Origin of the sequence: Mucilaginibacter sp. R-33, from assembly GCF_049949235.1 — a bacterium.
Classification (GTDB): Bacteria; Bacteroidota; Bacteroidia; order Sphingobacteriales; family Sphingobacteriaceae; genus Mucilaginibacter.
In genome coordinates, this window is the sequence record NZ_CP188089.1 from 2,378,633 (window position 1) to 2,393,496 (window position 14,864).

The 14,864-nt window shown below is 41.7% G+C and carries 7 protein-coding genes; all 7 read right to left on the reverse strand.

Annotated elements, in window-relative coordinates; translation table 11 throughout:
• Positions 1–53 precede the first annotated feature (53 nt).
• The 7 genes from ACP26M_RS10050 to ACP26M_RS10080 all read right to left on the reverse strand — a co-directional run bounded on the left by ACP26M_RS10050 (position 54) and on the right by ACP26M_RS10080 (position 14,827).
• Complete coding sequence (locus ACP26M_RS10050; RefSeq protein WP_426588463.1) at positions 54–2,474, reverse strand: ABC transporter permease; 2,421 nt, start codon at positions 2,472–2,474, stop codon at positions 54–56.
• Positions 2,475–2,571: 97 nt separating this feature from the next.
• Positions 2,572–4,962, reverse strand: a complete 2,391-nt coding sequence (locus tag ACP26M_RS10055; RefSeq protein ID WP_426588465.1) for an ABC transporter permease — start codon at positions 4,960–4,962, stop codon at positions 2,572–2,574.
• A 228-nt stretch (positions 4,963–5,190) separates the two neighbouring features.
• The gene (locus ACP26M_RS10060) at positions 5,191–7,578 is read right to left on the reverse strand and encodes an ABC transporter permease (protein ID WP_426588467.1); all 2,388 of its coding nucleotides are present in this window, start codon (positions 7,576–7,578) and stop codon (positions 5,191–5,193) included.
• 140 nt (positions 7,579–7,718) lie between these two features.
• Positions 7,719–10,085, reverse strand: coding sequence for an ABC transporter permease (locus ACP26M_RS10065; RefSeq protein ID WP_426588469.1), 2,367 nt, complete (start codon positions 10,083–10,085; stop codon positions 7,719–7,721).
• 114 nt (positions 10,086–10,199) lie between these two features.
• Positions 10,200–12,569, reverse strand: a complete 2,370-nt coding sequence (locus ACP26M_RS10070) for an ABC transporter permease (protein ID WP_426588471.1) — start codon at positions 12,567–12,569, stop codon at positions 10,200–10,202.
• Between the two features lie 192 nt (positions 12,570–12,761).
• Positions 12,762–13,439, reverse strand: a complete 678-nt coding sequence (locus ACP26M_RS10075; protein WP_090525339.1) for an ABC transporter ATP-binding protein — start codon at positions 13,437–13,439, stop codon at positions 12,762–12,764.
• Between the two features lie 131 nt (positions 13,440–13,570).
• Positions 13,571–14,827 carry an efflux RND transporter periplasmic adaptor subunit gene (locus tag ACP26M_RS10080; RefSeq protein ID WP_091163814.1) on the reverse strand — a complete coding sequence of 419 codons (1,257 nt, stop codon included), beginning with the start codon at positions 14,825–14,827 and terminating at the stop codon, positions 13,571–13,573.
• Positions 14,828–14,864 lie beyond the last annotated feature (37 nt).

Genomic DNA, 14,864 nt, shown 5'->3' on the forward strand with positions numbered 1-14,864 from the left:
TGTTCATTAGTTCATTGGTATCCAGTAATTACATAACTGCCACTGCAAACTGCCTACTCATTTTTAAGGCTGTTAACCGGGTTTGCCAATGCAGCTTTTATAGATTGAAAACTTACAGTAGCCACAGCTATTATTATAGCAGCTACGCCTGCCATTACAAGCACCCACCATTGTATACTGATACGGTAAGCAAAATCCTGCAACCATTTGTTCATTAAGTACCAGGCTACTGGCGTTGTTATGGCAATAGAAATAAATACCAGTTTTATAAAATCTTTAGATAATGTACCTACTATAGCTGATACACTCGCACCTAATACTTTGCGGATGCCTATCTCTTTGGTGCGTTGTTCGGCGGCATAAGCAGCCAAGCCAAACAAACCAAGGCAGGCAATAGAAATGGCCAGCACGGTAAATATGATAGATATGGTGCCGGTACGCTGCTCGGTACGATAGTTGGCATCAAAGTCCTGATCCATAAACGAGTAGCTGAACTGAGCTTGGGTCATGCCCTGCCATTTACTTTTTATCTGATCGATCAAGGCAGGTAAATTAGCTGTGTTTACCCTGATGCTCAGGTTACCGCTATCTTCGTCCATTAAAAAAATCATCGGACTGATATTTTCTCTCAGCGAATTGAAATTAAAATCCTTAACCACACCTATGATGTGATAAGCTTTTACATGATCACGATTGCCGTCCATATTGCGGTACAGGATATTATTAACGGGATTAGTAAAGCCTAAAAATTTGGCTGCCGTTTCGTTGATCACTAATCCGGTGGAATCCGTTGGCATACCTGCGGAAAAATCGCGCCCGGCAGAAATCTTCATGCCCAGGGTATTGATGTAATCCGCGTCTACCCGCCAGCTTTGTGGAAACAAAGCAGTTTTTTGATCGGCTGCCGCTTCTTTGTAAAAAATGGACGTTCCCCTGTTTTTACCAGTTGGTAAATAACCTGTCAATGTGGCGTTAACCACGCCTTGTAACTGCTTCACCTCATTTTTAAAGGTTTTGGCATGGCTGCCCAACTCAAATGCATTGTTAATAACAAGCACCTGGTTACGGTTATAACCCAGGTTTTTGGTTTGAATATAATTGAGCTGATTATAAATAACGATAGTACCAATAATGAGGAATATTGAAATAGAAAACTGGAATACAACCAGTACACTCCTGAGCCAGCTGCCTTTGAAACCGCCGGCCAGTTTACCGCTAAGTACGTTAATTGGCTGAAATGCCGAAAGGAAAAAAGCAGGATATGATCCGGCAGCAAAACCTACAACCAGTACAATTAATAGTAAAGCAGGCAGCAGCCAGGCTAAGGTTTGCGCACCAACAACCAACTCTTTGCCCGATACCTGATTAAACAGTGGCAATAAAAGTAACACAGCAAAAAACGCGATAACTGCCGCTGCCAAAGTCACCAATACAGATTCAGTTAAAAACTGGGCTATTAAATATTTACGCGGTGAACCTAAAACCTTGCGTACACCAACCTCCCTTGCCCTGCTGGCTGAACGTGCTGTTGACAGGTTCATAAAGTTAATGCCCGCTATGAGTAATATAAATATGGCGATGGCCGAAAATATATAAACATATTGCGCCGAACTATTGCTGCTTAACTCGCCGGTACGGTTTGAGTGCAAATGGATATCGGTTAACGGAGTAAGGTTAAGCCTGAAATAACTGCCGCTTTTTTCAAAATCGGCAATATTTACGTGCAGCGCAGTTTGCATTTGGCCTTCGCTGTATTTTTTCAGAAGAGCAGTCAATTTTCTCTCAAACAACTTATAATCTGTGCCCGGCTTCAACACTACGTAAGTATTATAATCACTTCTCAACCATTCGGGAGATCGGCTATCGGGCCAGCTCGCCATCGGCATAAAAAAGTCAAAATGAAAATGCGATTGCTTTGGCAAATCCTTAATGACCCCTGTAATTTTCAATAATTGGTTATTATCAATGGAGAGCGTTTTACCAACAACATTGGTGCTGTTAAAGTACTTTTTAGCCGCAGTTTCGGTGACCACGACCGTGTTAGGCTCCCTCAAAGCCGTAGCCGGGTTACCATTGATCATGGGCAGGGTAAACACGTTAAACACCGATGGGTCGGCAAATACGGTACCATACTCGAGGATACTTTCATTGCCCTTTTTTACATGGAAGCCTCCCGCTGCTTTAAGCCGGGCAGCTTCTTCCACCTCAGGGAGATCCGTTTTTAAAGCCTGAGCCAACGGCGGCATCGCAACGGCATAAAGTACATTATTGTTGCCAAATTTCAGGTCTTCATTAACGCGGTACGTGCGATTAGCTTTCTCATTAAACCGGTCGTAACTCAACTCATCGGCTACGTAAAGCACAATCATCAAACAGGTGGCCAGCCCAAGGGCCAGTCCCAATATATTTATTACCGTAAACCCCACGTTTTTGCGCAGGGTACGGAAAGCCGTTTTTAAGTAATTTCTAAACATACACCCCTCCTAACCTCCCCTAAGGGGAGGAATTTAATTAATCATTTTATGTCAAAATCCGCACTTAAGCCCTCTCCTTAGGAGGGTTCAGTGAGGTTCATTCATTTTTGAGGCTTTTAGCCGGATTAGCATTTGCTGCCCTTACCGATTGTACACTTACAGTAACAAAAGCAATAATGACAGCTATAACGCCGGCTATAGCGAAAATCCACCAGTTGATATCAACGCGATATGCAAAACTTTGCAACCATTTACTCATACCATACCAGGCCAGCGGCGATGCAATTAATGAGGCAATCAGCACCAGCTTCATTAAATCTTTTGACAACAGGGTAACTATAGAGGTTACACTTGCACCCAAAACTTTCCGGATACCAATTTCCTTTACCCTTTGCTCTGCGGTAAAGGTCACCAGCCCAAACAAGCCCAGGCAGGCAATGCTAATAGCCAATATGGTAAATATGAGCAGGATGTTGCCCTGTTTTTGTTCAGACTGGTATTGTTTGGCAAAATTCTGATCGAGGAAATGGAACTCAACTTTGTTTTCAATATCAAAACGGCTGTAAACTTCGCTGATATAATCGAGCGTGGCCGGGATATTATTTTTGCCTATGCGGATATACATATTATCCTCATCGTTGGCCGTAAACGGCAGATACAACATCATAGGAGCAATTTTGTGCTGTAAAGAATAGGTGTTAAAATCCTTAACCACACCAATTATTTTTCGGCTGATCACATTGCCCTTGTCGTCTACCCCAACCCTTACAGAGCGGCCGATGGCGTCCTTCCAGCCCATATCGTTAACCAACGTTTGGTTTACAATAATGGATTCAAGCCGGTCGGTACCCATCTCAGAGGAAAAATTGCGCCCCTTAGCCAGCTTTACCTGCAGTGTTGGGATAAAATCTTCATCGATAATGAGATTCTCTACTACTTTTGAATCAGAATTGGCTTTTCCATCAGCGCCGATATTAAAATTGCCCGAGCCGATGTCGTTGTTGCCAATTGGATTGCCGGCAATACCTACAGCCTCGACAGCCGGATTTTGCAACAATTGACTTTTGATTGCGGCTATTTTTGTTCGTGCCGATTTATCGCTGATATGAAATGTAAGCGTCTGGGCTTTATTAAAACCGAGATCCCTGTTCATTACATAATGCAGTTGTTTGTAAATGATGCATGATCCGGCTATCAAAACAATGGTAATAACAAACTGAAATACTACCAATGATTTCCTGAACATAATGGTAGCAGCCTGACTGCCCATTTGTCCTTTCATAGCAGCAATAGTGCGGAAGCCCGATAAGAACAATGCGGGATATAAACCGCTTAAAATACCGGTGACAAACGCAAACAGACTGAATAGGATAAGCGTTTTGCTAAATCCAAACTGCATAAGTACAAGGCTTTTACCGGAGAGAAGGTTAAAATAAGGCAATAAAAATTGCACCATCACTGATGCTATCAGGGCAGCGATAACGGTGAATAAAACTGATTCGGCAAAAAACATTATGATCAGCTGTTTTTTGCTGGAGCCAATTACCTTGCGCACACCTATCTCCCTGATCCTTATGGATGAACGTGCTGTTGTAAGATTTACATAATTAATAACTGCGATAGCCAGTATCAGTAGTGCTACAATGCCAAATACATATACATAGGTTATGTTGCCGTTGCTGCCCAGCTCGTAATCAAGATTAGAGTTAAGGTGAATTGATGTAAGCGGCTGCAGTTCCATACGGAACTGCATAGCTCCAAGCGCTCCTTTTAAATACTTATTAAAGAATGTATCAGAACCAGCCTGAATTTTTTTAAAATCATCATGGTTTTTCAGCAACACATAAGTGTAGATATGCGAATTAGCCCAGCCATCAGTATATCCATCAGGCAATGAGCGAAGGGCGCTGAAAGTAAAATGCGAATTTGCAGGTATATCATCAATTACACCAGTAACTGTACTTGGGTTATTTTCGATGAGTATTGTTTTATCCAGGGCATCCGCGGTGTTGCCAAATAGTTTTTCGGCAAGGGTTTTAGTTAGTACAATGCTTTGCGGCCTGGTCAAAGCGGTATTGGGATCGCCGGATAAAAAGTGATGGGTAAAAAGGTTAAAGAAGCCTTTATCTGTAAACATCATGGCTCCCTCGTTAATCTGTTTTCCGCCATAAGTGATCTTGCCGCCGCCTTCAGCATCAATGCGGATAGCATCTTCCACTTCGGCATAATCATTTTTTAAAGCGGGAGCATATGGAGGTGAGGTAACCGCGAGATTGAATTTACCACCGTTCCATGTACCGTGCTGAACAACACGAAAAATACGGTGGGCTTTAATGTTGTAACGGTCATAGCTCCATTCATCAACCACGTAAAGGCTAATGAGCCAGAAAGCTGCTATACCTGTAGCTAAACCAAATATATTGATAAACGAAAAAATCTTGTGCTTAATGAGGTTTCTCCAGGCTATTTTAATGTAATTGCGTAACATGGCAAATGGTTTATACTACTAAAATATTAAAACGCGTACCAATTATACAACCAATTAAATATCAATACCTTAATAAAAAACAGTCAAAATAAACCGTTCGGTAATGAAACACTTACAGTGCGGATGTGAACGTTTGTTTTAAGATAAAAGATGAAAGGTTTTAAATTAACACTTTAATTAATCTGTCCGTCCTTTTGACTTTCGTCTTTTAACTTTCATCTCTTAAAATCACTCCGCTCTCAAACTTTTTACCGGATTAGCCAGCGCCGCTTTAACGGCCTGAAAACTTACAGTGATAAAAGCTATTACAAGCGCTGCCATTCCGGCTAATGCAAAAACCCACCAGCCTATTGTTATACGGTAAGCAAAATCCTGAAGCCATTTGTTCATGGCAAACCATGCTAATGGAAATGCAATTAACGACGACAGTATAACCAGCTTCAAAAATTCTGCAGATAACATATTTATTATACCAGTTACCGAAGCCCCGAATACTTTACGGATGCCTATTTCGCGGGTACGTTGTATTGTGCTGTATGATGCTAATCCAAACAGTCCCATGCATGAAATGAGTATTGCCAGCACAGCAAAATACATGAACAGGTTACCAAAATTCACCTGTGCAGAATATTGCGCATTGAAAGCTTCATCAACAAATCTATAATTGAAAGGACGTTCCGGCACAAGGGATTTCCACTTCTGTTGAATGGCGGCAATAGTTGCAGAAATATTTGTCGACCCTACTTTAACTGTGAGTACTCTGTTAAAATCCGGATCATTACTGATACTTAGGGGCTTCACAGCTTCCTGTAACGATTGAAAATGAAAATCTTTCAAAACGCCTATAATTTTACCGCTGCGCCCCCATTGTTTCAGTTTACGGCCAACCGCCCCGGCGGGTGTTGTATACCCAAGGCTTTTGGCCGCTGCTTCATTAATTAAAAAAGCCGTGGAAGTATCGGTGCCAAAAGTTTTCGAGAACATTCTGCCTGCAGCCAGTTTCATTTCAAACTGAGGTATAAAGTCTTGATCAACGTAATACGCATCAATAAGCATTTGCTGCATGTTACCTGCTTTATTCTCTATTTCCGACTCGCTGTTGCCATTGCCAAAACCAGGCAAGCTTCTGGAAGCCGCGGCCGAAATAACATTGGGGATTTTTTTTAACTCTTGTTTAATCACCGGAAGCCGCCGCTGCACTGCCGTATCCGAAAAAAAGTCGATAGTGAGCATTTGATCTTTCTGAAAGCCGAGCGGCTGACTGCGCATGTAATTTAACTGGGTATAAACCACAATGGTGCCCACTATTAACACAATGGATATCGCGAACTGCATAACCACAAGTGAACTGCGTAACAAAACCCCTTTACCCGATTTGCTGAACCTGCCTTTTAAGATAGCGGCAGGCTTATACCCCGACAACACAAAAGCAGGATACAAACCTGCAACAACTCCTATAAAGCAGGATAATATAAAAAGATGAAACACATACACGTTTGTGAAAATAGTTGTATTAGTTACCTTGCCCGATACCTGGTTATAAAGCGGCAACAATGAGCTGCTTAGCAAAATGGCCAATAAAAAAGCGATCAGGCATATAATAACTGATTCGCTCAAAAACTGCGTGATCAATTGTTTTCTCGCAGCTCCAATAACCTTTCGGATACCGACTTCCTTTGCGCGTTCGGTAGCCTGCGCGGTAGTTAAATTAATGAAGTTTATACAAGCTATAAGCAGAATGAACAAGGCGATAGCCGAAAAAATACGGATATTATGCAGGTCTCCCCGCTCAGGGCCACCTCTCAACGCGTCCAGGTACACATCTTTTAAAGGCACCAGGTGATAATCGTAATTTGCACCTTCTTTCCTGTCAGCCTCTGTGTAATGCCTGTTTGCAAAAGCCGGCAATTGCCTTTCCAAATCTTTAAAGTCATATCCCTTAGGCAATACAATATATGTGAAACCCCGGATCTGCGCCCAGTTTGCTGGCCCTCTTGGATATGCATTTAAAGAAGTAGCATAAGAAACAGCCATATCAAACTTAAAATGCGAGTTAGCCGGTACGTCTTTTATTACCGCCGTTACAATTGCAGGATGCTTGCTATCAAGCGTTAATGTTTTCCCAACCGGGTCAACGTTGCCAAAATATTTTTTTGCCATAGCTTGTGTAATCACAACTGTAAAGGGTGCCTCAAATCCTTTCTTTACATCGCCTTTTATAACAGGTAATGTGAACACCGAAAACAGTGACGGATCAGCAAATATGACATTGTCTTCCTGATATTTTACCGCCCCATATTGCACCAAAAACCTTGCTCCCGCTATGCGTGTATTTTCTTTAACCTGTGAGTAGTCTTGTTGCAACGACGGTCCAATCTGTTCAAACGCGGCCGGTGTTATAATAACAGGCGCGTTAGGATGCCTTACATCAACCGCGACGCGATAGATCTGGTCAAATTTTTTATTAAACGTGTCATAACTTAGCTCAAATTTTATATTGATGTAGATAAGAAAACAGGCGGTTAACCCGATAGACAAACCGATAATGTTGATTATCGAAAAAACTTTGTTCCGCCAAAGGCTTCTGCACGCAATTTTAATGTAGTTTCTTATCATGGTTTATTTCGCTTGTTAGGTATATTAGGTCATTTTTGCTTTCGTGTCATTATGTATTACCTGTTGTTCAATAATTTTAGTAATTGCAGACTATGTGTAATGACTTATTGGCGCGAAGTAAATGATACAATAATTCTTCATCACTCGTCCCTCAAACTCCTGATCGGGTTTATCATGGCTGCCTTTATAGCCTGATACGATATCGTTAGGGCTGCTATAATAAACGACGACACAATCGCAACCATAAATATCCCCGGCCCTATGTTAATATGATAGGCAAAATTTTGCAGCCAGTTGTGCATTACATAATAGCCCAGCGGGGCTGCCAATACAAAAGCTATGGCTATCAAGTAAATAAATTCTTTGGTAAATAAAGTCACTATACTTGCTATAGGCGCGCCCAGCACTTTACGAATGCCAACCTCTTTAGTACGTTGTGACGCGGCAAAAGCTATCAATCCGTATAAACCTAAACAACCTATAAATATGGCGATGTAAGAAAAAAGTTGAAAAGCGATATATACCTTTTCCTCCTGCTTGTAAAAATTAGCGATATGCTCGTCAACAAACTGAAACTGGAAGACATTCTCAGGATAAAGAGCCGACCATTTTTTATTGATATAGTTAATAGTTTCGCTCATGTTGGCAGGCTGCATTTTTATGCTTGCCATAAAAAACCGGTTGGGATTATATTCCAGTACGCATGAGCGGCGTTTTTTATGCTTCGATTCGCTTTGAAAATCCTTCACCACGCCAACAATGGTTGCCTTTTGAGCGCCATTTAGCGTTACGTGTTTATTTAAAGCCAGCTGTGGATTTTGGATACCCAGTTTTTGCATCATCGTTTCGTTGATAACCACCTTACTAACGGTATCTTTTTCATTTTTTTTCCAGATCTTTTGGCCTGCCAGCATTTGCAGCCTGAACATATCGGTAAACTTTTCGTCTATCGCTTTGTATTCGGTAACATCATCTTTTGGAAAGCCCAGTTCCACAGATGAAAAGCTGGTAAAGTTGCTATTAAAAGCGGGGGCTCCGGATGAAAAACTAACATCTTTTATACCGGGATAACCGGCCAGTTGCTGGTTAAACACGTCGCGTTTTTTCATATCAGGCAGGCCTACAGATATTACGGCTTCTTTATCAAAACCAAGGTCCTGGTTTTTAAAAAAGTCCATCTGCCGGGCTACTATCAGCGTACCTATGATCATGATCTGCGATATGGCAAATTGCCCTATCACTAACCCCTTACGTAAAGTAAGTTTCCCGCTGCTACCCGCATTTTTATTCTTAAAACTATCAACCGGCTGAAAAGCCGACTGTACAAATGACGGATACAAACCGGCCAGCATGATCACCGCCAAAGTAATTGCTGCTATCCAACCTATTACCGTAGGCTGTGTCAGTTGTGAAGAATCAACGCTGATGGACATCCACTCCCCCGCTTTTGACAGAAACAAAGCGCATAGCCCAACACCCAATAACACCGAAAACAAAACCAAAACCGTTGTTTCTCCCAAAAACTGCTTAATAAGCTGCGGGCGGCTCGCACCCAGCACCTTGCGCATCCCAACTTCTTTTGCACGCTTGATGGCCTGCGCTGTAGCCAGGTTAATAAAGTTGATACACGCCGTAATGATGATAAGCAAGGCCACGCCAATTAAGGCGTAGTAGGTATCTTTTGAGGTTGGCGTAATGATGTTATTGATGTAACGCTGATCAAAGTGAATATCCTTTAAAGGTTGAAAAGGTAAAACAGCCACCTTTGCTATATCAGCACCCCAGTTTTTTTTAATAAATGCGGGCATTTTGCTGTTTAATTGTTGAACAGAGTAACCTTTGGGCAAAACAATGTATGCGTAACTCCCCCCGGGAATAGCCCAAAAATTGCCCATCATCCCCTTTAACTTATTTTCGATGCTGTTTAACGAGATAAGGAATGAAAACGGCAGACTTGTATTTGAGGGTAAATCTTTGATAATGCCGGTTACTTTTACATTCAACTCATTTTCGAAATTGATTAGTTTCCCCATGGCATCGGCTTTTCCAAAGTATTTTTTAGCGATGCTCTCGGTAAGTATAACACTGTTGGGTTCTTTAAGAGCCGTATTAGGATCGCCGGCAAGCCATTGGTAATCAAAAACTTTGCTGATCTGCTCATCACCAAAAGTCACATTGTGTTCGTTATAACGATTCTCGCCTATTTTGATCATGGCATCCCCTTCGTAAAAAACCTGTGTAGTTTGTTCCAATTCAGGGAAATCAATACGCATGGCCGGTATAATAGCCAGCGATACGTTGGAGTTAAAATCAAGCGCGTGCAGGGTTACGCGGTAAGTGCGATCGGCTTTGGTGTTAAAACTGTCGTACCCAAGCTCGTTCCTTACAATCAGAAAAATAATGAGGCAAGCTGCTACACCAAGCGTAAGCCCGAAAATATTCAGGAAGGTGTAACTTAGGTTACGTTGAATATTCCTGAAAGCGATAACTACATAACTCTTTAACATGAACTCCTCCTTTTTTAATCATTTGGCCATTCTATCATTGCCTGTTTGTTCCGCTGTGTCGCACCTTTATTAAAAATGATTGAATGACGCAAAGCAACTGACTCAATGACCTTGTTATTCCGACCGTAAACTCTTCACCGGATTAGCCAGCGCGGCTTTAACCGATTGAAACGCTATTGTAATGAAAGCTATTAATACTGCTGCTCCGCCGGCTATGGCAATCAGCCACCAATGAATTTCGGCGCGATAAGCATAATCCATGAGCCATTTATTCATGGCATACCACGCTATAGGCGCTGCTATGACGATGGCTATCAACACCAACATTAAAAAATCGCGCGATAACATGGCGGTAATATTGGTAATACTGGCACCTAATACTTTACGGATGCCTATTTCCTTAATTTTAATTTGTGCAGTGTAGGTGGCGAGTCCAAATAAACCAAGGCATGAAATAAATACGGCTATTCCAGCAAATATGTTAAACAAGGTTGCGGTATGCCGCTCAGTTTTGTACATATCATTATAAGCGTCATCGAGGAAAGTATATTCATACGGAAAATCCGAATTATACTGCTTCCAGTATTTCTCAACAAGTTTGATAGCTACGGGCGCTTCTTTACCTGTAGTTTTTATATACATTTGCCACGAGCTTGGGCTATAGGTAAATATGGCCGGCTCAATGGCTTGCTTTAGCGAGGCAAAGTGAAAATCTTTAACCACCCCTATGATGGTTCCGTTAAGATCATGAAGTTTAAAACGCTTACCTATCGGATTTTTAATACCAGTTAACTTAACGGCGGTTTCGTTAAGTATGTAATGCGCCGAATCTGACTTTGCACCTGTAAAGCCGACACCACTAACAAACTTTAATTTAAACAGTTTTATATAGTCCTTATCCATCTCAAACGGATGGATCAACATACTTTCATTGGTAAATTTGCCGTCCCAGTCAGCATCTGTGGTACTTGATCCGCTGCTGATGATGCTACTACTGCCGGTGGCAACGCTCAATATTTCGGTGTGGCTGAGCAGATTGGTCTTTATCGCTTCATAATGATCTTGCATTGCGCGCATAGGCAGGGCGAAAACATATTCCTTATCGTACCCCAATTGTATAGAACGGATATACTCTAACTGTCGATTTATAACCAGCGTGCCTATTATTAAACCTATTGAAAAAGCAAACTGGCATACTACCAGCACTTTTCTAAATGTTGCGTTTCCCGCACCGGATATTTTTCCTTTCAGCGCGTTGATAGGCTTGAAAGATGACAGCAACAAAGCCGGATATATACTTGACGCAACAAGCGTTGCTGTAATAGTTACAGCGATAACCTGCCATACCTTAATGTTAAACAGGTCGAAGTGCATTTGTTTACCCGAAATACTGTTGTATACAGGCATGATAGCATAAATGAGCATTAAGGCCAATGTCAGGGCTACTATAAAACAAAGTATAGTTTCAATAATAAACTGCATAAAAAGCTGGCTCCTTTCGGCACCTATAATTTTGCGTACACTAACCTCTTTTGAACGCAGTATTGAGCGTGCGGTTGAAAGGTTGATATAATTTATGCAGGCTATGATCAAGATCAGCACCGCAACAAACGAGAATATCTTTACCACTTGGATCCCGGCAGAAGTGCCATCGGGATAATATAGATGAATATCTTTTAACGACTGAAGCTGAAACACACCGTCGGTAGGTTTTATACCAGCCTGGTTTTTCATATGGATCTCGGTTAGCTTGTCGCCAATAACTTTAACCGAAGCACCGGGTGTAATCTGTAAAAAGGTGGTGGTATAATAATTCCCCCAATCCTCATCCATTGATTTCCAGAAACGGTTTCTGGTATATTGCTTTTTTCTTACCTCGATGGAAAAAAACATATCTCCTTTAATACTCGAATTTGCAGGAAAATCGGCCAGTATACCGGATACTGTGTAAGGTTCTTTACTATCGCCTAATATAGTTTTGCCGATAGGATCTTCGTTACCGAAGTACCGGTTAGCAACGCTTTTCGTTATGATAACGGTCTTATCATTAGGGAATGGTTTATCGGCGCTTCCCTTTAATAATTTGAAATCAAACAATTTAAAAAAAGCATCATCAACAAACAACAGTTTGCCATAATCTTCTTTCAGCAGTTTATCTTTATATCTAAAAACTGAATAATCTTGTACAGTGATAAGTCTTACCGCGTTTACAACCCCCGGCACTTCTTTTAAGGCAAAAAAAGCCACGGGCCCGGAAACGTTTCCCCAAACCTGCTTACCGGCACCCACACCAATAGAAGCATTTACCTGGTAAATATTATCGGCGTTAGTATGAAAGCGATCATAACTCAGCTCGTCCTGCACCCAAATTAAAATAAGCATACCAACAGACAGGCCAATGGTAAGGCCAACAATATTTAAAGCGCTGTAAAACTTAGTATTAATCAAGTTTCGCCATGCAGTTTTCAGGTAATTTTTAAACATAGGAGTAGGTTTTTAAAAATAAAAAACTCCAAATGCCCTTCTCCGCAAATGCGGGAGAAGAGCAGCAGAGGCAATTATTAACTTATTATAAACTGATTTCGGGGGCGGCGGTCTAAGTCCGGAGTCGTTGGTTTTAAGTCAAAAGTCCTTTCTTACCATCAACTATGAACCATCAACTATTAACTAAACAAATTACACCATAATATTTTCCATAACGGTTTGTCCGTCTAACAGGCGTATAATGCGGTGGCTGTAACGGGCATCATGTTCAGAGTGGGTAACCATGATAATGGTAGTCCCCTGTTCGTTTAAATCGGTAAGCAGTTCCATCACATCATTACCGTTGCTGCTGTCGAGGTTACCGGTGGGCTCATCCGCAAGGATCAGTTTTGGCTTGTTAACAACCGCACGGGCAATGGCCACACGCTGTTGCTGACCACCTGATAACTGCTGCGGATAATGGTTGCGGCGATGCATGATCTGCATTTTGTCTAACACCTCTTCCACCCTTTTAACACGCTCTGAAGCAGCCACCCCTGTGTAAATCAACGGCAATTCAACGTTTTCAAATACAGTAAGCTCATCAATAAGGTTAAAGCTCTGGAACACGAAACCGATGTTGTGTTTACGCAGATCGGCGCGTTTACGCTCGTTAAAATGTGCCACTTCAATTTCGTTGAAAACATAACTGCCCGCATCCGGATCATCAAGCATGCCTAAAATATTAAGCAGAGTTGATTTACCACAGCCCGATGGGCCCATGATGGCCACAAACTCGCCTGTAGCCACTTCCATCGACAGCTTGTTTAATGCGATGGTCTCTACCTCTTCGGTACGGTAGAATTTCTCAAGATTAGAAATTTTTATCATTGGTGCCTCCGTTGTTCATCCCGCCTTTATGGCGATATGATTTGATTTTTTGTTTATTTAAATTTATTAATTATCTCTGTTATATATTATAATGACGCTTAAACAGTGCCAGGCGTTGCAGCCTGGTTACGTTATTTTTTTAGCACAAGCTCCTGAATATCACCATAGGTTTCATAACTTGAGGTAATAACTTTATCGCCCGGATTTAAACCTTCTGTTACCACGAAATAATCGGGGCTCTGGCGCCCAAGCTGGATGTTTACCCTGTATGCTTTTGAACCATCTTCACTTACCTTAAAGATCCAATTGCCGCCTGTTTGCTGGAAGAAACCGCCTTTAGGTACCAATACCGCCTGCATCTGATCGCTCAGCGCCAATCTCACCTGTAGTGTTTGCCCTTTACGGATCCCTGTAGGCACTTTACCAACGAATTGCATATCAACCTGGAAACTACCTGTTGTTTTAACCTGGGTATATACCTTTTTTATAACCAGGTTATAGGTTTGATCGGCAAACTGAAAATCGCCTTTCAGGCCTGTGTAAATACGCGACAGATAGTGCTCATCAATATCAACCCTAACTTTAAAGCCCGATTGTACGTCTATCTGCCCCAAATGCTCGCCCTTATTTTTGCTCTGACCTACTTCGGCATCCATTGAGGTTAACTGGCCATCGGTAGGCGCCACCAATACTAAACCGGCCACTTTTTTTCGCATCAGTTCAAGCGTAGTTTTCATGTGGGCGTATTGTTCCTGTGATTGCGAAGCCTGTTGCTTAACCAGCGCTGTATCCTGCCTAAGAATCTGTTTAGCCAGTTTGTAACGGTTCACCTGGTAATCGTAGGTGTTTTTGGCTGATTGATATTCCTGCAGGCCAATGGCTTTCTGATCATATAAATGTTTGTCCAACTTGTAAATCCTTTCAGCCTCTTTATATGCGTTCTCCACATCGGCCATAGTATTTAGCTTGCTGATAGTGTTTTGCTGTGCATTGTTATGGGAGATCTGCATTTGGGTTTGCTCGGCATAAACCGCGGTTTCCTGGTTAGCTAAAGTAAGCTCAAGATCGGTATTAGACATTCTCAGAATCCGGTCGCCTTTTTTAAGGTTAGCTCCGTCTTCAACGTATTTTTCTTCAACAACACCGCCTTCAGATGCATCAAGAAATATGGTAGTTAGCGGCATAACCACGCCGTTAACCGGTATAAACTCCTGGAAAGGACCTTTAGTAATAGTACTTATAGTTAAGCGTTCAGTATCAACATCAAGCTTGCTTTTACCCGATGTAAGATAAATACTGCCGCCTATTAGTAAAATAATGCCTGTAATACCTGCAATGGTAAGTATCTTTTTGCTGTTCCAGGTCTTTTTCTCAATTTTTCTGTCCACTGTATTTCTATAATATTTTGAATGTTATAACAAAAAG

Bases quoted from the DNA above. Each gene is read 5' to 3' on its own strand.
- ACP26M_RS10075 (WP_090525339.1), bottom strand. From the start codon at position 13,439: ATGATAAAAATTTCTAATCTTGAGAAATTCTACCGTACCGAAGAGGTA.
- ACP26M_RS10070 (WP_426588471.1), bottom strand. From the start codon at position 12,569: ATGTTTAAAAATTACCTGAAAACTGCATGGCGAAACTTGATTAATACT.
- ACP26M_RS10050 (WP_426588463.1), bottom strand. From the start codon at position 2,474: ATGTTTAGAAATTACTTAAAAACGGCTTTCCGTACCCTGCGCAAAAAC.
- ACP26M_RS10060 (WP_426588467.1), bottom strand. From the start codon at position 7,578: ATGATAAGAAACTACATTAAAATTGCGTGCAGAAGCCTTTGGCGGAAC.
- ACP26M_RS10055 (WP_426588465.1), bottom strand. From the start codon at position 4,962: ATGTTACGCAATTACATTAAAATAGCCTGGAGAAACCTCATTAAGCAC.
- ACP26M_RS10065 (WP_426588469.1), bottom strand. From the start codon at position 10,085: ATGTTAAAGAGTTATGTAGTTATCGCTTTCAGGAATATTCAACGTAAC.